19 protein-coding genes are annotated in these 18045 nt (G+C 42.9%); 11 read left to right on the top strand and 8 right to left on the bottom strand.

Annotated features, from left to right (window positions below; genetic code table 11):
- Window positions 1–5 precede the first annotated feature (5 nt).
- Window positions 6–713, bottom strand: coding sequence for a MerR family DNA-binding transcriptional regulator (locus M6D81_RS01560; protein ID WP_262675090.1), 708 nt, complete (start codon window positions 711–713; stop codon window positions 6–8).
- A gap of 165 nt (window positions 714–878) precedes the next feature.
- On the opposite strand from M6D81_RS01560, the gene M6D81_RS01555 reads away from it, so the two are divergent.
- Complete coding sequence (locus tag M6D81_RS01555; protein ID WP_262675019.1) at window positions 879–3341, top strand: ATP-binding cassette domain-containing protein; 2463 nt, start codon at window positions 879–881, stop codon at window positions 3339–3341.
- On the opposite strand, the gene M6D81_RS01550 is transcribed toward M6D81_RS01555, so the two are convergent.
- A complete protein-coding gene (locus M6D81_RS01550) occupies window positions 3338–3970 on the bottom strand; it encodes a TetR/AcrR family transcriptional regulator (RefSeq protein WP_262675018.1) in 633 nt (210 codons plus the stop codon). The genes M6D81_RS01555 and M6D81_RS01550 overlap by 4 nt on opposite strands.
- Window positions 3971–4146: 176 nt before the next feature.
- Between M6D81_RS01550 and M6D81_RS01545 the strand changes: the two genes are divergently transcribed.
- The 8 genes from M6D81_RS01545 to M6D81_RS01510 all read left to right on the top strand — a co-directional run bounded on the left by M6D81_RS01545 (window position 4147) and on the right by M6D81_RS01510 (window position 10261).
- Entirely contained in the window at window positions 4147–5319 is a 1173-nt protein-coding gene (locus tag M6D81_RS01545) for a YhgE/Pip domain-containing protein (protein ID WP_262675017.1), read from the top strand.
- A 288-nt stretch (window positions 5320–5607) separates the two neighbouring features.
- Window positions 5608–6054: a GNAT family N-acetyltransferase gene (locus M6D81_RS01540; protein WP_262675016.1), complete on the top strand. Its 447-nt coding sequence runs from the start codon at window positions 5608–5610 to the stop codon at window positions 6052–6054.
- A 51-nt stretch (window positions 6055–6105) separates the two neighbouring features.
- The gene (locus tag M6D81_RS01535) at window positions 6106–6672 is read left to right on the top strand and encodes a GNAT family N-acetyltransferase (RefSeq protein WP_262675015.1); all 567 of its coding nucleotides are present in this window, start codon (window positions 6106–6108) and stop codon (window positions 6670–6672) included.
- Window positions 6673–6697: 25 nt separating this feature from the next.
- Complete coding sequence (locus M6D81_RS01530) at window positions 6698–7729, top strand: GNAT family N-acetyltransferase (RefSeq protein WP_262675014.1); 1032 nt, start codon at window positions 6698–6700, stop codon at window positions 7727–7729.
- On the top strand, window positions 7729–8334 hold the full coding sequence (locus M6D81_RS01525; protein WP_262675013.1) for a GNAT family N-acetyltransferase: 606 nt from the start codon (window positions 7729–7731) through the stop codon (window positions 8332–8334). The genes M6D81_RS01530 and M6D81_RS01525 overlap by 1 nt, the downstream gene beginning before the upstream one ends.
- Before the next feature lie 323 nt (window positions 8335–8657).
- Complete coding sequence (locus tag M6D81_RS01520; protein WP_410795681.1) at window positions 8658–9014, top strand: PadR family transcriptional regulator; 357 nt, start codon at window positions 8658–8660, stop codon at window positions 9012–9014.
- 13 nt (window positions 9015–9027) lie between these two features.
- Window positions 9028–9717, top strand: a complete 690-nt coding sequence (locus tag M6D81_RS01515; RefSeq protein WP_262675011.1) for a permease prefix domain 1-containing protein — start codon at window positions 9028–9030, stop codon at window positions 9715–9717.
- Entirely contained in the window at window positions 9701–10261 is a 561-nt protein-coding gene (locus M6D81_RS01510; RefSeq protein ID WP_262675010.1) for a DUF4825 domain-containing protein, read from the top strand. Before M6D81_RS01515 ends, M6D81_RS01510 begins: the two co-directional genes overlap by 17 nt.
- Before the next feature lie 495 nt (window positions 10262–10756).
- Here the strand turns inward: M6D81_RS01510 and M6D81_RS01505 are convergent, their stop codons facing one another.
- The 4 genes from M6D81_RS01505 to M6D81_RS01490 all read right to left on the bottom strand — a co-directional run bounded on the left by M6D81_RS01505 (window position 10757) and on the right by M6D81_RS01490 (window position 14460).
- On the bottom strand, window positions 10757–11338 hold the full coding sequence (locus M6D81_RS01505; RefSeq protein WP_262675089.1) for a serine hydrolase: 582 nt from the start codon (window positions 11336–11338) through the stop codon (window positions 10757–10759).
- Window positions 11339–11545: 207 nt separating this feature from the next.
- The gene (locus tag M6D81_RS01500) at window positions 11546–12973 is read right to left on the bottom strand and encodes an NAD(P)-binding domain-containing protein (RefSeq protein ID WP_262675009.1); all 1428 of its coding nucleotides are present in this window, start codon (window positions 12971–12973) and stop codon (window positions 11546–11548) included.
- 98 nt (window positions 12974–13071) lie between these two features.
- Window positions 13072–13419: an ArsR/SmtB family transcription factor gene (locus M6D81_RS01495; RefSeq protein ID WP_262675008.1), complete on the bottom strand. Its 348-nt coding sequence runs from the start codon at window positions 13417–13419 to the stop codon at window positions 13072–13074.
- 252 nt (window positions 13420–13671) lie between these two features.
- Window positions 13672–14460, bottom strand: coding sequence for a class I SAM-dependent methyltransferase (locus M6D81_RS01490; protein ID WP_262675007.1), 789 nt, complete (start codon window positions 14458–14460; stop codon window positions 13672–13674).
- 393 nt (window positions 14461–14853) lie between these two features.
- Here M6D81_RS01490 and M6D81_RS01485 point away from each other — a divergent pair, with 393 nt between their 5' ends.
- Window positions 14854–15312: a hypothetical protein gene (locus M6D81_RS01485; protein WP_262675006.1), complete on the top strand. Its 459-nt coding sequence runs from the start codon at window positions 14854–14856 to the stop codon at window positions 15310–15312.
- A gap of 443 nt (window positions 15313–15755) precedes the next feature.
- On the opposite strand, the gene M6D81_RS01480 is transcribed toward M6D81_RS01485, so the two are convergent.
- On the bottom strand, window positions 15756–16343 hold the full coding sequence (locus M6D81_RS01480) for a chromate transporter (RefSeq protein ID WP_262675005.1): 588 nt from the start codon (window positions 16341–16343) through the stop codon (window positions 15756–15758).
- The gene (locus M6D81_RS01475) at window positions 16340–16861 is read right to left on the bottom strand and encodes a chromate transporter (RefSeq protein ID WP_262675004.1); all 522 of its coding nucleotides are present in this window, start codon (window positions 16859–16861) and stop codon (window positions 16340–16342) included. The genes M6D81_RS01480 and M6D81_RS01475 overlap by 4 nt, the downstream gene beginning before the upstream one ends.
- 165 nt (window positions 16862–17026) lie before the next feature.
- Here M6D81_RS01475 and M6D81_RS01470 point away from each other — a divergent pair, with 165 nt between their 5' ends.
- Window positions 17027–17905, top strand: a complete 879-nt coding sequence (locus M6D81_RS01470; protein ID WP_262675003.1) for a LysR family transcriptional regulator — start codon at window positions 17027–17029, stop codon at window positions 17903–17905.
- Window positions 17906–18045 lie beyond the last annotated feature (140 nt).

The following is an 18045-nucleotide window of genomic DNA, read 5'->3' as shown; positions in this document are numbered from 1 at the left end:
CCTCCTCAAGGCAGACGCATATTCATGATTTCCATGTAGCGCATGATTTCGGCAATGCCGCGATATTGCAACGCCAACCGGTCATGCAGCTTTTGCATAGCAAGATGAAAGGATTTCCCCACACTTTCCAAGCTTTTCGTATCCAGATCATGAAGAAGTTGCTTCATATGTTCGATGAAATGAACCGTTTTCCTCAAGCTGCTGATGACCATTATTTTTCTGACTTCACGTATTGAGAATTGTCTGTAGCCATTATTCGCATTTCTGAACGATTGAATCAGTCCTTCCTTCTCCCAATGACGGATGGCTGACGCATTGACACCTGCGTACTTGGACACTTCCCCAATCGTCATCGCGGCATCAGCGTTCTTGACGATGCGAAAGTCCGAAAAATCCGCTCCTGCGATCATGGCCATAATGGATTCCACTCGCTGCTTTTCCAATTGGGCCTTGTGCAGCTGCTCGTTCATCAGCCACATGGCTTCCGCGGCGCTTCCTCGCTTGAGTGTTCTCATTATCTCGTAAGCGATCGGAATATCGCAGCCCTTCAACAGCGCTCTGACGGTTACGAAGGCTTGCAAGTGAACAGCCGTATAGCATCTGCGATTGCTTGCCGTTCGGACCACGTCGGGAATCAAGTCTTGCTCCTCGTATCTGCGCAATGTCGTCGTGCTAACCTGAATAAGCTCAGCCATCTCCTTGGGCGTATACATATGCTTCAAGATTCTCACCTATCCTTAAAGTTGAACCTTCAACTCCTACAACAAGATTAAACCGAATAATAGCCCGGAAATCAAGACGTAGATCACAGTAAACCGAAATATTGCATCAATGTTGTAAGATGGAATTGTGAATCGGAATCAAGGAGGCGTCAGAAAATGTCCAACATGATCGTGAAAGGTGCTTGGGAAGGCAATTTGAAAAATGTGGATGTGGAAATTCCAAAAGGAAAATTGATCGTGTTAACGGGACTTTCCGGCTCAGGCAAATCCACTCTCGCCATCGACGTTATTTTCCATGAGTGTCAGAGACAATATTTAGAAGCGATCGGGCTGCAGGGCATCCATAAGCCGAAGGTGGAATCTATTCGCCATCTGTCGCCGGCCATCATGATCTCGCAGTCGGAGTCGAACAGAAATCCCCGATCGACCGTAGGCACCTTGACCAATATGTATACGGACTTGCGACTGGTGTTCGAGAAGTTAAGCGTACGCGTCTGTCCGGGTTGCTGCAGAGAAATATCGTCCGGGGATTGCCGGGAAGAAGTGGAGAAGCGGAAAGACGAATTTAAGGTTTATATGAGCTGCGTACATTGCGGTCACCGGATGGAGAAGCTGACGCGCACACACTTCTCCCATAACACCAGGGAGGGGGCGTGTCCAACTTGCGAGGGCTTGGGCAAGGTCATGTCGATCGACAAAGAGCAGACCATCGATGAATCGCTGTCGCTGGAGGAGGGGGCTGTTCACTACTGGGGTCATAAGTATAAGGAATATCAAATCTCTGCTCTATATAGCGCCTTCCGCCATTATGGCTTATCGGTCGCTAACCACGCGCCGGTTGCCGAGTACAGTCCGCTACAGAAGGTTATTCTGCTTCATGGTACGGACAGTGTGGAGGTCAAGCGGGCATTCCCGAACATTGCAGCTCCCAGAACGGTCGCGGACGGCAAGTTCGAAGGGGTAATCTCTACTCTGTGGAGACGGCTGTCCGAGAAGGAAGGAGAGGCCAAGAAGCTGGAGCGTTACTTCGTAGAAGAGGTGTGTTCGTCTTGCGAAGGAGAGCGACTCGCTCCGTTAGGCCGCAGTGCAACAATAGAAGAAGTCCGATTGCCCCAATTGTCGGCATTCTCCCTGGACCAGTTGCAGGAATGGATTGGCGGGTTGAAGTGCTCCTTGTCCGAACGCCATCTTCGACTGATCGAAGATTATATGCTGGACTTGAATACCAAGCTGCAGCGGATAAGCAACGTCGGTCTATCGTATCTATCGCTTGATCGTCAGATGACGACGTTATCAGGAGGCGAGAAGCAGCGAATCAAGCTGGCCGCCGCGCTCGATAGCAATCTTAGCGGCATTATCTACATTCTGGACGAACCGACGGTTGGACTCCATCCGAAGGATACGGCGGGTATGATGACAATCCTTGCGAAGCTCCGGGATCTGGGCAATACAGTGATCGTGATCGAACATGACCCTGATGTCATGCGGGCGGCCGATTATTTGATCGACATCGGCCCTGGCTCAGGCAAGCACGGCGGCGAGATCATCGCAAGAGGAACATGGGAGGAGTTGCTCAGGCAAGAGGACTCTGTTACCGGCTCGTACTTCAAGCGTAAGAAGCAAGAACGCCGAACATGCCGGAGGGGAACCGGCGAGATGATTAAGGTAGAAGGAACGAGCAAGCACAATTTGAGAAATGTACATGTCAGCTTTCCGATCGGCTGTCTTACTACTGTGACGGGCGTATCTGGCTCCGGCAAATCCACGCTCGTATTCGATGTGCTTGCTGCCGAAGGCGATAAGAGATCCGCAAGTCCGCTCGTTGCCGGCATGGAACAGTTCGACCAGGTCATCACGATTGAGCAGTCCGCCATAACAAGAATGAAGCGGTCCAATGTAGCCACTTATTCCGATGTATATACCGAGATTCGGAAAATCTTCGGAGGTTTAGCGGAGGCGAAGGAGAGAGGACTGAACGCGAAGCATTTCTCGTTCAATTCTCCGGGTGGAAGATGCGAGGAATGCGAAGGACTTGGCTATGTCATGAGCAACATGCTCTTCTTCCAGGATATCGAGGTGACATGCCCGACTTGCGGCGGCAACCAATTCAATGAAGAAGTATTGTCGGTCGCTTACAGCGGATATTCCATAAAGGACATCCTTCAATTATCGATTGATGAAGCGCTGCTGGTGTTCCGGGATCATGCGAAGCTTATAAGACCGTTACAGTTGCTACAAGAGGTCGGGCTTGGTTATGTGGAGCTCGGACAGTCGTTAACGACCTTGTCCGGGGGCGAAGGGCAGCGGTTGAAGCTCGCCAGAGAGCTGATGAGCCATCGAGGAAAGCCGGCGTTATACCTGATGGACGAGCCTACAACCGGACTGCATCCCCTAGACGTGGAGAGCTTCATCAAGCTGCTTCATCGCATGGTGGATGCGGGCAGCACCGTCATCGCAGTCGAGCATAATCAGCAAGTGATGGCCGCCTCCGACTGGATTATTGATCTGGGTCCCGAAGGAGGCGTCAATGGCGGACAAGTCATGTTCACGGGGACACCTCAAAATATGATTGAGCAAGGGGAGAGTGTCACGGCAGAGCACTTGAGAAGCAGCCATTAGCCCTTCAGATTGGCAATGGCGTGACGCACTCCGGAGAAGGATAGCCAGCCTTTGCTTATTAAGCGAATCATAATGAAGTGAATCTCGGTCGGCGTCTGAATGCGTCCTGTATGGAACCAGTGCTGCAGCACTCCGACATTAGCGGATGTGACGTAAGCAATGAGATATTCCAGCGGAACTTGCAGCTCAGACGCCGAATCGGTTCCTTCAAGACCGGACAGCTTAATGAATAACCTCTGCTTCATAAGCTCCTTCACTCGCAGAACGAATGAAGGGTCGCCCTTCGGCCCTAACAGCCACTTGCAAAAATCCGCATTGCGCTCCCAATGCTCAATAATGGAGATCAAGCCGGGGAAAGGCTCATCGCGTTCTGCCGCAAGCAGCAAATCCGTGAACTGAACCTTCGATGCCAATTCTGATAGCTGATTCAGAAATTCATGCACTTGTTGTTCAATGAAATCATGCACATCCTCATAATGCAGATAAAACGTACCGCGATTAATATCGGCGCGGTTGGCGAGATCGCTAACCGTAATTTTCTCCAGTCCTTTTTCCTCCATGAGCTCGATCAACGCTTGCCGCAGCAATTTTTTGGTGCGCAGCTTGCGACGATCCGTTTTATTGTTCATCGCTCGTTGGTCCTCCTGTTCCCAAAATTGAAATCCAATCAACGTTGAAGCATAGTGTGTTTTTTAATGAACATATGCAGTTATTCTGATTATTGCAAATTCCTGTCTCCTCATTATAATTAACATTGCGATCATTAATCAACAGCATGTTCATTAAAATGAAGGAGTGTACTAAAATGATCAAACAAAAAATGTTATGGATTGGAACAGTTGCCGTTCTTGTTATTCTGATGATATTCGGTCTAGCTATGATGGGCTCCGTCTTAGGCGCAAAACCGAAATCGTTGCCTGTTGCTTTCGTAATGTTGGATCAGCCGATTGATCTGCCGGGCAGTGGAACGATGGCGTTGGGGGAGATGATCGGACAGAAGGTGAGTGGGTTGGAGCAGCTGCCAATTGACTGGAAGCTCATGTCTTCTGAGGAAGAAGCGCAGGAAGCGATGAAGCGTCAAGCGGTGTACGGGGTGCTGGTCATTCCGACCGGCTTCAGCAAGGGGGTACAATCTCTTCAGACCCCTTCGCCTAATCCGGCTACTGTGAGAGTGTACGTGAATGAAGGATTGAATATGCAGGCGGCTACCATGGTGAAGACGATTTTGGGGCAAGTCATGCGCAATGTCCAAGTAGAAATGACTAGCCAGCTGCTGGAACAGATTGGTCAACGCGCACCACAACTGCCGGTATCGTCCATGCAAGGGCTATTGACTCCTTTCTTGGTAGAAGAGATCACATCACATTCCGCAGGCGAGAATAACGGTAATGGCAGTGCGCCGAACATGCTGGTTCAAATCGTCTGGATTGGCAGTCTGGTAGGCAGCGCGTTTCTGTATCTTGCGGCAAGAAATGCCAATCAAGCAGGGGGGCGGAAGTGGCAAAATAGCACTATGCAGGTACTGCTTGCAGTGGCTTTTGCTCTGGTTAATTCCCTGTTCACATTGTGGATGGCCAAGTCATGGTATGGGATGGAAGTGGACGATGCGACATCGGTATGGATGTTCCTATGGTTGATGGCTGCCGCATTCATGTTGCTTCAGCTGTCGCTTGTAAATTGGATCGGCCTTGCAGGTATTGGTTTATGTGTCCTGCTGTTCTTCTTCTCCATGCCGCTTCTGAACTTGCCTCCGGAGTTCATGTCGCAAGCTACACAGGATTGGATTTATTCCTGGACGCCATTGCGCTATGCCGCTTCAGGCTTGCGAAACATCATGTACTTCGGCGGGGAAGAGGGAATGTTGCTTCCGCTAGGCGTCATGTGGTGGTTGGTCGGCATCTGTGCTGTTCTTCTGCTGGCTTCGGCACTGCGCAAGAATGATGATAAAGCGATGAAGGGGAGCGCTATGAAAGCTTAGTGCTAAGCAAACCCGCCAAGCATTCTTTCCATGATGGATAGAGAAGCTTGGCGGGTTTTTAGTTAGAAGTAAAGCGAATTTAGTGGATGAGCGTTAATGCCGTCGGATAAATCAGTTAAGTCTATTTTTTATCTTGAAATAATTGGGATAGCTTCTCGATAATGTACCATGGAGGGGAATTTTTTGGAGCTTGAACCTCAGGCAGATCCCTATTTCGAAAAAAGGAGTGATGGTGTTTTGAATCGGAATAAACGCAATCGAAAGCCTTTGAGAGGTTCATTTTTCTAAATGTATACCTCTCAGGCTATGATACTGAAACCAATCGATAAAGATAATTGGTATGCCTGTAGCCAACTTGAGGTAACAGCAGAGCAGAAGCATGTTTTTCCTGTTCCAATTGTGTACTGGCTTGCGGAATCGGCCTATTGCGGATTCACACCTTTAGCGGTTTATTCTGGCGAACAATTAGCGGGGTTTACCGTTTACGCCATCGACCCGGACGATGGAGAGTACTGGATTATGGCTTATATGATCGACCATCATTACCAACATCGAGGCTTAGGCAGAGCCGGTCTGGAAGAGCTAATCAGGTATATGAAAGAGAAGCATGCTTGCCATAAAATAAAACTGGGACATCGATTTGAAAACGTTCGTGCGTCCAACCTTTATGCAGCTTTAGGTTTTAAAGAAGTGGAGCGAAATAAGCAGGAAGTGATACGAGAATTGATGATTTAGGCATGATTAGGTTGGCTAGAATACCGATATAGGGTTGGGAGGAATGGGAGAATGGATACGCAAGCTAATATTTGGACCGGTTTGAAAGTGCGATTACGCTCTGTAATACCTTCGGATTGGAAAGAATTCCATGAGAACGATCAGGATTCGGAGTGTGCAAGACTTTGTGATGCGATATACTTCCCAAGATCTGAAGACGGAACAAAAGATTGGGCAGAACGCACATCAACCAAGGCGCCAGAAGGGGATAATGTATTCCTTGCAATCGAAACACACGATGGAACACTAGTTGGCAGCATTACGGCTAACAGTTGCGACACGCGCAACGGAACTTTCAAATATGGTGTTGCCATTTTTCGTAAACATTGGCGAAAAGGATATGCTTCAGAGGCAATCAGAGTATTACTTCGTTATTATTTTGAGGAATTACGATACTGCAAGGTGAACGCCTATGTATATGCCTTCAATGAAGGATCACGTGTTTTGCAGGAGCATCTCGGATTTGTTCAGGAAGGCGTTCTTCGTGAGATGATCTTTACGAAGGGCAAGCACTATGACGAGTACGTGTATGGGTTAACGAAAGATGAATTTGAACAACTCAACAGCGTGATGAATTGATGGGGCTCTTGGGGAATCATTAGTTGTGAAATGGAGGTATGTCGTATTGCAAATTTTTTGCCTAAATGAAAAGGTCGAACAATTCGATAACGCTGTCCAAGTATTTTGGCGCCAGTGGGGAACAGATAGGAATTTTAATTTCTATCATGACTGTATGCTTCATTCGTTGAAAACAGAGGACGACTTGCCAAAGTTTTATATGGCCATGCAAAATGATTCGATCATAGGTACATATGCGTTGCTGAGGAATGATCTGATCAGCCGTCAAGACATTTATCCGTGGCTCGCTTGTTTATATGTTGCAGAGGAGTTCAGAGGGAACAATATCGGGGTCGAACTGATGCAACACGCAATTCGCGAAACTCGTAAAATGGGGCATGCAAGCCTTTATCTCACCAGTGATTTGGAGGGCTACTACGAAAAAAATGGATGGGTTCACTTAAGCAACGGATTCAGTATTTTTGGAGAAGAGACGAAAATTTATGCGGCCAAAACTTTAGCTAGTCCAGATTTGGATGAGTGTTTTATAATCCGTTCTGTAAAGGAATGCTCTAACCGTCGAGATGAGTTCATTCAATACATTTCTGAAGCTTGGCCCGCAGTAAAGAACTTAGTGATTGCCCAAATAGATGGAAGCATCTCAACATTTACTCATTTGCCACTCACTTTTATCATGTTCAAGAACGAACGTATTATCGGCTTTTATCAATTGATTGAACAGGAAAATCTGATTCGGAAAGATTTTTCCCCTTGGATTGCACCTTTGTTCATCGATAAGAATGAGCGGGGGAAGGCATTGGGAGCGGTACTTTTACAACATGCAAGGAAAACTGCAGGGCAGATGGGGTATGAAAAAGTGTACTTAACTACGGATCATATTCAATATTACGAGAAGTATGGGTTCCGGGAGATTGGACTAAGCAATTTTGAATGGGGACGTCCCAGCAAAATTTATGAACACGATACTTTACTGCGAGGGGATCGCGATCGTTGTACAAAGTTCCATACAACTCGTCTGATACATGACTATACGGATAGGAGGGAGGGGAGCCTATAATGGGACTCCATACTTCTGAAGACCTCTTCATTATTGAATGCAAGGATATTTATTTGAGAGAATTCGTTGCTACTGATTTAGATAAACTTCATTCTCTAACTTGGCAACCAGAAATTTTCGAATGTTTACCCGGTTGGAACGTACCACTCGAGCAAAGGCAGGAATGGTTAATTAATTATGAAATCCCAGAAAACAAACGGTTTTTAAATGAAGCATTGAAAAATGGGGATATTGGTGAACTTCGACTGCGTTTAGGGATTATACTACAAGATTCAGGAGAGTTTATTGGTTGGTGCTGCACGGGCATAAAAGAAGAACTGCCGGCTCCAAATCGAGAAGTTATGTTTGCAATATCTAAGGACCATAGAGGCAAGGGATATACTACACAAGCTGTTCAAGGGATAATTAAGTATTTATTTGAGAATACGAATGTCGAGGGGCTGAATGCAATTGCACTTGTGCAAAACATTCCATCAAACAGAGTAATACAAAAATGTGGTTTTGTTTTTCATAGTAATATTAATATAAAGCACGAGAAATACAATTATTACAAACTCACTAAATGTGTGTGGGATAAGAAGACGCAGTCACTCGCTAAAAACTAGTTACAATCTAATCATAAATGAAATAGCTTGACACAAAATCCCGCAAATCATGAAGATGATTGTGGGATTTTTATGTTTAAAAAGCGAATAAGGTACGGAATGGAACAATGATACTATTGAATGATTTTGAAGGATAAACATGTAAATGCTATCCGGTAAATATAAAGCTCCGAACTTTATGCCACGAATTTTTGGTTGATAATGGTCAAGCCAATTAATATATTGAAAAATGATCGGATTCTAAGCGGACTATACTTGGTTTTTTTAAGTTAATGTATTACTTGTTAAGAAGTACATTGACTCACATAGTAATATCTGATACGATGCATTTGTGGGGTGAGTATAAGGTGAAAGAAAACGGAATAAGCAGCGAATTAATTCGCGGTAACATCGACACCATTATTCTTCGTGTTTTATGTGATGGAGATAGCTATGGTTATGAAATCATCAAGATAATCTCGAAAAAAAGTAACGGAGAATACGAATTAAAGGAACCATCTTTATACACAAGTCTAAAAAGGCTTGAGTCAAACAAACTTATTCAATCTTACTGGGGTAATGAGAGCCAAGGCGGTAGACGGAAATATTATAAAGTGACAGAAGCAGGTAAGGATACCTTTCACCGCAACTTTGCGGATTGGAAAATAGCCAGAGAATTAATCGACAAATTAATTAGATAGCAGGAGGAACCTTGTGAAACATTTACAATATTACGTTGATCAATTATTTAAAGAACATAAAGACAACAAACAGACGAATGAGTTGAAAGATGAAATCTTAAGCAATCTCGAAGCTAAAGTAGCTGATCTTACAGCCAATGGCATGGAATATACACAAGCAGTAAAAGTAGCTACCGATAATATTAGCGGCGTTGAATTATTGATCGACGGTAACACAAGAGTCTATACAAACAAGTATCGGATTGAATTTTTACAAATCGCATTGTTATATTTTCTAATCGCATGGGTCATAACCATCCCCCTAAGATTAGTAGGGATGGGAATTCTTCTCAACATCTTTCTGCTGATAGTCGTATTTGTAGTTGGTATCTTATTCTTCGTATTAAATGCAAAAAAGGAAAGCTACTTTTGGGGTCAGACATCCATCTATAACATTAATATTGTCATGCGCTATAGAAAAATTGCTTGGCTCATTTGGGGCTTGTTTGTTACGGTGTCCATACTTGGTAATACGGCAGTAGTATTTGGCAGTAGTATTTGGTTTGGGAGAGAGATAAATATCACTGGGCCTTATCAATTGGCCGTGTTGGTATTCAGATTTTTATTACCATTTGTTTTCATTATTATACCATTGCTTTTCCATGCGGCTTTGAAACTAATTCGTAAATATGAGGTGGGTGAGAATCATGAGAACCAGGAATAGAATAATAATTTGTTTAATCATTGTGGGATTAGCCTTATTTGGAGTGGTACAAGGTATTGTCATACCCCAAATAGAAAATACTAAAAAGCAATATATGGAGGATCAGCAAAATCCACTTAGTCACGATATTGAAAATGCATCACAATTCAAATCTAAGTATATGGGTGATAACTCTAATATAATTAATCTATTCAACTCATTGCCATTAAACAATGTGGGAATGTCATTTCGATTGATTCCTGAAAAACTAACGGCAGAGATAAACTATAAATCCTATGTAACAGATATTGGCGAAGATCAGGTCAATAAAGCATTAATATACAATGCCACAGCTGCATTTGCATTAATTGACAATTTGGAAGCCATAAACTTTAACTTTATTGAAACGTCATATAAGGTTTTGCGAAATGATGTTGCTAGTTGGTATGGTATAGAATTGTCGACATTATTAAAAAAGGATGTTTGGGAAAAGACGGTTCAGAATAAGCTTAAGGACAATGAGTATGTGTTCGATTTCACAAAAAAAATTCTGATAAGAAATTAACACGTTAATTGGTTACAAAAAACAGCCTCAATTGAACAAATATCGATCGAGGCTGTTTTGATGTTGTAACAGTAACTCCGAACTAATCATGAGAACACATAACACATAAATACTTATTTTATGAGATAGTCCGAAGTGAATGCAATAGGAGTTCGTATTTAAATGTTACTGGACAAATGCGTTGAAAAACGGTATGAGCCTATTCGCGATCCGAATACTTTTACACAAAACTCGTATTTTGTACATAAGTCTATAAATCGATTCAATGCCTAGTCACTACTGAATTTTATCGAAAATTTCGGCGACCACCTGACTCCTGCTGACCGCTTTGATTGTTGGACACCTGTTTGGGTCATACATTTAAGTGTTGGTTTAAAGCCTGCGTAATAAGATTACCAAACCTTTGAATATCAGATACGTAATCAAAACCATTCTTTCCGCCAAAAGTCCATAGACTATTCGTCATTCGTACAACCACCGCATTGCGTTCAGGGATTACAGTACATGAACAACCCGATGCCCCCAGGATTTGGTATGTTCCTTCAGGAAGATCTGGTCCAATTTCGGAGTTTGCAACCTTCTATCTTGTATCCACCAAAAATATCCTATTCTAGGAAACTGAACAGGCAGTGAGTTGGGAGTCTTAACAGAGGTAACATCTTCGAATAAAGCCTTTGGAAGAATCTGTTGTCCTTGTATTGCTCCCTTATTCAGATGTAAGTTCCCCCACAAAGCAAGTTCTCTCGCTGTTATGTAAAGATTACGATCACTACCTTCATTTGACTCGAATCTTAAAGTAGGATATGAATTAGGATCATTTATATCACAAACCAGAGTTTCTTTCCCTTCTGTTCTCCACTCCGTTTGAGTAAATCCTAAAGGTTTAAACACTCGTACATTTATGATTTCTGCAACTGTTTTTCCTGTAGCTTTCTTAATAATCTCAGCCAAAACCTCAGGTTTTTTCCCTTCAAATGATGTACCTTCTGAAAACTTACGTACAACTACGCCACTCCCCTGAAATTGTAACCCAGTTGTTCTTGTAACTAGATGTCTTATTGTGGTGCTACCGAGAATGTTAAGATCGTAGTTCTTAAGATAATTACTTATTGGCTCATCCAGGCTTTTTATCGCACCATCCGCCTTTCCGCCCCCTGCTTCGTTCCGTTTGCTTGACGTACCCCCGGGTACGCCTCCACAAACGCGCCTTGCATGGAACGAAAATTCGGCAAAATTTGCTGTCCTCAGAGTTCTCAGACACGCCCTAGTTGATTTTGTAATTTTTTAGCTGCAGCATGACGACCCACTTTCGCTAGACGTTGTAGAGCAAGTGCTTTCAGACTGATTGTCAGCTGGCTGTCTTGAAGAAAGACTACTACTTAATTGTACTGATTTATTAACACTGCACACACCTGTTTCCGGAAGATCCAATTCCACGTTCTCAGCCGCTTCCCAGTCTCCTGTAAGTGCTGCAACGATTGATCTTACTTGTTCATAGCCGGTTGCCATTAGAAAGGTTGGTGCACGACCATAGCTTTTCGATCCCACAATGTAAAAGTTGTGGTCTGGTTGCCGCAATTCTATTTCACCATGGGGTCTAACTGTTCCGCAGCTATGAACATTCGGATCGATTAATGGTGCGAGCGCACCCACACTTTCAATGTCTGAATCGATATTTATTCTTACTTCCCTAAGGAAAGATAAATTTGGACGTGACCCCGTATTACTAATAACCTCATCCAATCCATAGATGCCAATCGTCTCTCCATTGACCGTACCCAGCACATTGACTTGAGCTTCATTTTTTTCGAAATGTTCAATTAGGAATGAAGTATAAACAGATATCTTTCCAGATTCAACTAGATGCTGCAATCGTATACCAAGTACACCACGTTCACGAAGTGCGTCGCTTTGCTGACCACCATAAACATCTGCTACATTTGATTTTCGAATAACCCAGGTTATTGATGTAAGGGGTTCACGCTCCTGAAGTCGTTCCAGGTCTAACAAAGTATTAATTGCTGAGTGCCCGCTACCAACTACAAGGACATTCTTTCCTGCAAATCGTTCCATATCCCTGCCTAATACATCTGGAATCCCATAAGAAATATGGCTGTTTAATAACTGCTCCTCCCTTGTCCAGATGCCTTCTGAAACAGCAGGATTAGGAGTTGCCCAAGTCCCGGATGCATCGATCACAGCTTTAGCCTGATATTTCAACAGTTGATCCCCTTGCTGCACATGAAGAACGAAGGGCTGCTCAGCACGACCAGTTGTTTTTACTTTACTTAATCCCTTGCGAGTTACTGCAACTACTTCAGTATTATAATGTATAAAAGGCTTTATACTCGGAAGCTCCGATAATGGAGACAAATATTCATCGATTAACTCTCTTCCTGTTGGAAATGCTTGTTCATTCGGAGATTGCCAATCTGTAGCTTCTAACAACTGTTTAGCCGCATTATCCATATTATATTGCCATGGTGAAAATACACGAACATGCCCCCACTGATTCACATTACCTGCAATTTGTGCAGAAGCTTCAAATAGGATAAAGGATTCCCCTCTTGTAACTAGATGAGCAGCAGCTGCCAGTCCTATAGGACCTCCACCTATAATAGCCACAGATAGATCATCATGGGACGAAGCAGGTTTTGAAGTTGTTTTTGAGATTGGCACAGGAACTGATTTAGAACCACAACATTGACTCATTGATACTCTTCCCTCCAAATGTTCATTTTTTTCTACCTACCTACATTTTCAATTCATCTAAATCAACTTTTCTTGATATATTGATCATACGATTGCATTTAACAGCAACCGTTTGACTTTGCTTCATTCGAACGAAAAATACAACACAACTCAGAAGACAGCAGATTATTAACTTCCAATGAGTTCAACTCGTAATAACTCCAAGTTCCTCTTGTCTCACGATGAATTAACCCAGCATCAAGCAAGATTTTGAGATGATACGATAATTTAGACTGCGGCATATCAACGATCTCTGTAAGATCACATACACATGTATTGCCTCGTTGTGTTAGCTCATACATAATCTGAAGTCTCTTTTGATCAGCGAGTGCCTTAAACTTCACTTCATACTTTGTGAAATCCACCTTAACTGCATCTTGCTCCAAAATCTGAAGTTCATTAATCATCGCTGCCTACCTCCAATCCTTAACTACCGCATTCATCAATTTTATTTGATGTATATGTTTATCATAGCAACCCCTTTCCTAAAAGTCAACAACTAATCAAATCATTTTGATTAATAACCTATTTTCACTTCCACCTTAGACATTTCCCCATCTTATTAACAGCATTGGCCGTTCCACAATCCGTATTAATCCACTGAAATGTATACAATTATAGATTGTGACTATTAACTGTACATTTTGCTAAACTACTAACTAAAGTTTTCTTGCTTTAAAAACAAAGGACAAAGGAAACAGTTTCGCATTAAAAACGGAATGATAATTCTGTTCAACTTTGCTCTCGCTTTCAAGGGTTTGTTTATCAGTTTCTTCTATCATTTCCTCAATAATAAAACCTGCTTTGGATAATGCATTAATATACGTTGAAATCTTCCTTTTGCTGAGTGAAGCATCAAATCCATATTTTTCAAATGTAAACAGATTCTCGTCGTAATAAGAGCTTTTAACCACAAGATTATCTCCGTCATTTTCCATACATCTCATAACAGGGTGATCCCAGCTAAATATAAAAGTACCATCTTTCTTTAAGTAGGATGCGATCAAATGAAATGTTTTTTGTAAATCGGTAGTCCAGCCGATTGCATATATCGAATAAACAATATCAAAATAATCGATCGGTAAACCTGGATTCTCTTCCATGGGGCTATTGTATAAATGTGCTTCATGTCCACAATCTTTTAAATAACGGGTTGCATTTTCAATTTGCTGTGTTGACATATCAAGTCCCCAAAGTTCTGAGGCATTACGGTCACCATGATATTTAAGTGAGTGGCCACTTCCACAACCAATTTCAAGAACTTTTTTACCAGACACATCACCAAACAAATGTAAATCTTCTTCGGATGGTAATAAGCAACCGAGTTCTGGGAGTGAAGTTACACCGAACCATTTGTCAGCGGTACTATCCCAAAACTTCTTATTTTGTTCCAAAACCCCTTTAGTATTAAGCGTGTTTTTTCTTGAATTTAATAAAATATTGCTCATTTAAACATCTCCTTAATTCTTGGTTTCGAATGTTACTAATCGTAAAATAGAATATGTTTTTTTACAAACCGCAAAAACACACGTTCGCTATTTTGCATAGATTTGCACATTCGCATGGCTATGCCTATATGTAGGCTTTTCAGAAAATAACAACTCTTTTTATCTCTTGAAATCTTAGATTTTCTCATTTTCCCTCTGCTTTATTGCGCTAAACTGCCCTTTCGTGTTGCAACCGTCGCAATAAGCCTGCGTCCCGATCCAGTGACATCGTTAAGTAAGGCTATCCTTCCTTGGCTTTATAAAGATCAGCCAATCGTGTGGATCGGTTGAAAGCTAGTCCAAACAAAAGAAAGTACTTCCTCATATACTATAAAAAAGTTGGGAGGGATTGTTATGGCTAGAAGAGGTAGATATGCAAACCGATGGGTTTTGTTGAGAACGGTTGATAACCGCTGGGTTTTCGGGAAGATATACGAATATAATTCAACAACTATGAGGATCCTTGCATTTTATAACGTCAATGTATCAACATTCCATCCGGAATATGGCGAATTTCACTATATAGATGTGCCAATGGCGAATATTAGTGAAGCCTGGATTGTCAGTCAGTGGGTCAAATTCATTCCGCTTCCGCCTGGGGAAACATTCAACTGGTACAATTATATTAATCGTTGGGCCTTATTTTATAATTTTCATAGACATTGGACTTTCGGCAAATTAACTGCGTATAATCCTTCAACAAATGAAGTAAACATTCTTGCATTGATTAATGGGAAGTTTCGCACCATTACGTATCCACAAGCAAGTCTTATCGAGGGATGGTACGTTAAAAGCTGGGTTCGAATTCGATAGCCTGCTAATATAGCCTATTATGGCCGATGTCATAATAGGCTGTATTTCGCATGCTTCATTGTCGGCATGGCTGTGTTATATGTGCTCAAGGATAGATGATTTCTGGCTTCCCCTTTCCCCACACTGATACATGCGATGCATATCGGTTGCCAATCTACTACTCCGTTATATCAGTTGTGCAACTTGCTGAGCATGGTGCAGCAAGATTTCGTCCTGTCCAAATTCGGCAATGCATTGAAACCCAAGCGGGAGCCCTTCCGCTGGCCTTCCGGGCAGGCTAATCGTTGGTCCACCAATCGTTAACGCTCAGAGTACCTGTCGAGCGCTACGTCAAGAAAGTTTTCATGATCTTTATGTAAACCCTCTACCAAATTCCAGTTATAGTAAAAAACATCCATCATGTACCGCCTCCTTCTCCCTTTTCAGCCAAAGTACCGTTAGGCTCACCAATATAAAGCAGTCGGTCCGGTTCCTGCAAGCAATCTGAAGCCGCCCCAAATCCCCGTCAGAACCATGAGAAGGATCGGGTTCATCCTCCACTTTCTCAAAGCAATCAAAGAACCTGTAAATATAACAATGGCAAACCAATCTACTCTCGCAGCCACGCTTATTGTTGATGCCCCAATTAACGTCAATAGTAATATTTTTACGGTCGCGGACATGATCAGTCCCAGCGAAGCTGACTTCAATCCGTTCAACGTATCCAACACATAGATAGATTTATTGAATCTTTGAAAAAAACGATACATGAATATGGAAATACAGATTCCTGAAATTACACAGCCGAATGTTGCGATTATTGCGCCAGGTATCCCTGCAATATGTGAGCCAACAAACGTTGCGGTGTTTACCGCTAACGGTCCAGGCGTCATTTGCGAAATCGTAATGAGATCAGTAAATTCCCGTTGCGCTACCCAAGCGTACCTTTCTACGACCAGTTCCTGAATGAATGGAATAATGGCGTACCCTCCGCCAATGCTTAACAACCCGATTTGAAGGAAGACCAAGAGAAGTTTTATTAGTCCGCTCATTCATCCTGCCGCCTCTCGTTTAACCACACTCGCGCGATGCAGAAGAGACAGCAGGCTGCGAGGATAATTGCCACATTAATTTCCAAGAAAAGGTTTGCCACAAGTGCCAATGGAGTCAGCAAGATAAGTAGGAAAGAACGTTCCTTGATCAACATACTGCACATATCAACAACGAAATCTACAATAAGAGCCGCCACACCGGCTTGCATTCCTTTCAATACTGCAGAGATAACCGGATGCGTTGCAAAAGCAATATAAAACTTGGAGATAAATACCAATAGAATGAACGATGGAATGACAGCAGCGATGCAACTTATTATAGCCCCTGTCTTCCCTGCTACCCGATACCCTGCAAGCGTTGACAAGTTGACTGCAATTGCTCCTGGTGACGACTGTGCGATAGTTGCCATATCGACGAGCTCATGTTCATGGAAGAGTTTTTTTCTGGTTACATAATACTTACGAATCATAGGAACAACTACGTAACCGCCGCCAAACGTAAATGCACTAATAAACAAATTTATGCCAAGAAGCCAGAAACATAACTTGGTTTGTTGACTAAGCGATATGATCGCCTCCTCATCCCCCCATCCTATTATAAAGTTTGTAGATCAATTATTAAAATGATATGATTTTATCATTACAATTAGTTTTATTCATACCAGACAGATGGGGTGCCAACGATGATGACGCTTCGGCATTTTGAAATAATGAAAGCAGTATCTGAAACAGGGAACTTTACTAGAGCTGCGGAAAAGCTATATATTACGCAGTCAGCTGTTTCTCATGCGATACGCGATCTGGAGGCAAAGGCAGGAACAGCACTATTTGATCGGCTCTCAAAAAGTGTTCAGCTAACAAAAAGCGGCCGGCTTTTGCTGGAGGAAATTTTGCCAATTTTATCTTCGTGCGAAACATTGGAGTCACATATCCACTGTTTGGAAAAACAGGCGCCTTTGCACATTGTTTCGAGCATTACAATAGCAGCCTTCTGGCTGCCTCAACTTTTGCAGGCCTTTCATAAAGATTGGCCAGAAATAACGGTGAACGTAGATGTGGTCAGCGCAGCCAATGCCATTGAGATTTTGCGGAACAGTAAAGCAGATATCGCCCTGATTGAAGGTGCTGCTCCTCAAGGGCCATTTATATGTACCCCTTTTGACTCCTATCCATTACATATCGTGTGCGCTCCGGACTACCGCAATAACAATGAATTGACCCTTCAACAATTTTGTTCCGAAAAACTGTTGCTGCGCGAAAAGGGAAGTGCAATCCGAGATACGTTAGACAGCATTCTTTATTTGGCCGGATATACGGCGCAACCTGTATGGACAAGCGTCAATTCCCTCGCCTTAATCGAAGCTGCGAAGGCAGGACTCGGTATAACGATATTGCCGGATGTTCTTGTAAGGGAGCCGCTATCACAGGGAACATTGGTCTCGCTATCTGTTCAAGACTTGTTATTGACAAATGAATTAACCTCAGTACGACATCGGGATAAGTACCTGACAGCTCCATTGAAAGCCCTTCTGTTGCACATAGAATCGATTAGGTCTAGGTAGCATACTAACTGAAAAAGCGACAGCCGATCACAGTCGGCTGCCGTCAAGTTGTAATATGAATCGTGAATACTAATTGCCTCACAACCGAATTAAGCTTACTCTTTAATTGAATATAAAACCGTTTTCTTGTATTTATAGTT

It is taken from the genome of Paenibacillus sp. J5C2022 (genome assembly GCF_025567625.1).
Classification (GTDB): domain Bacteria; phylum Bacillota; class Bacilli; order Paenibacillales; family Paenibacillaceae; genus Pristimantibacillus.
Note: the sequence above shows the minus strand (reverse complement) of the source record. Positions and strands in the feature narration are given on the sequence as shown.

Coding starts and splice junctions, on each gene's coding strand:
- M6D81_RS01560 (WP_262675090.1), bottom strand. CDS start 713: ATGTATACGCCCAAGGAGATGGCTGAGCTTATTCAGGTTAGCACGACG.
- M6D81_RS01555 (WP_262675019.1), top strand. CDS start 879: ATGTCCAACATGATCGTGAAAGGTGCTTGGGAAGGCAATTTGAAAAAT.
- M6D81_RS01550 (WP_262675018.1), bottom strand. CDS start 3,970: ATGAACAATAAAACGGATCGTCGCAAGCTGCGCACCAAAAAATTGCTG.
- M6D81_RS01545 (WP_262675017.1), top strand. CDS start 4,147: ATGATCAAACAAAAAATGTTATGGATTGGAACAGTTGCCGTTCTTGTT.
- M6D81_RS01540 (WP_262675016.1), top strand. CDS start 5,608: ATGTATACCTCTCAGGCTATGATACTGAAACCAATCGATAAAGATAAT.
- M6D81_RS01535 (WP_262675015.1), top strand. CDS start 6,106: ATGGATACGCAAGCTAATATTTGGACCGGTTTGAAAGTGCGATTACGC.
- M6D81_RS01525 (WP_262675013.1), top strand. CDS start 7,729: ATGGGACTCCATACTTCTGAAGACCTCTTCATTATTGAATGCAAGGAT.
- M6D81_RS01520 (WP_410795681.1), top strand. CDS start 8,658: ATGCATTTGTGGGGTGAGTATAAGGTGAAAGAAAACGGAATAAGCAGC.
- M6D81_RS01510 (WP_262675010.1), top strand. CDS start 9,701: ATGAGAACCAGGAATAGAATAATAATTTGTTTAATCATTGTGGGATTA.
- M6D81_RS01500 (WP_262675009.1), bottom strand. CDS start 12,973: ATGAGTCAATGTTGTGGTTCTAAATCAGTTCCTGTGCCAATCTCAAAA.
- M6D81_RS01495 (WP_262675008.1), bottom strand. CDS start 13,419: ATGATTAATGAACTTCAGATTTTGGAGCAAGATGCAGTTAAGGTGGAT.
- M6D81_RS01490 (WP_262675007.1), bottom strand. CDS start 14,460: ATGAGCAATATTTTATTAAATTCAAGAAAAAACACGCTTAATACTAAA.
- M6D81_RS01485 (WP_262675006.1), top strand. CDS start 14,854: ATGGCTAGAAGAGGTAGATATGCAAACCGATGGGTTTTGTTGAGAACG.
- M6D81_RS01480 (WP_262675005.1), bottom strand. CDS start 16,343: ATGAGCGGACTAATAAAACTTCTCTTGGTCTTCCTTCAAATCGGGTTG.
- M6D81_RS01470 (WP_262675003.1), top strand. CDS start 17,027: ATGATGACGCTTCGGCATTTTGAAATAATGAAAGCAGTATCTGAAACA.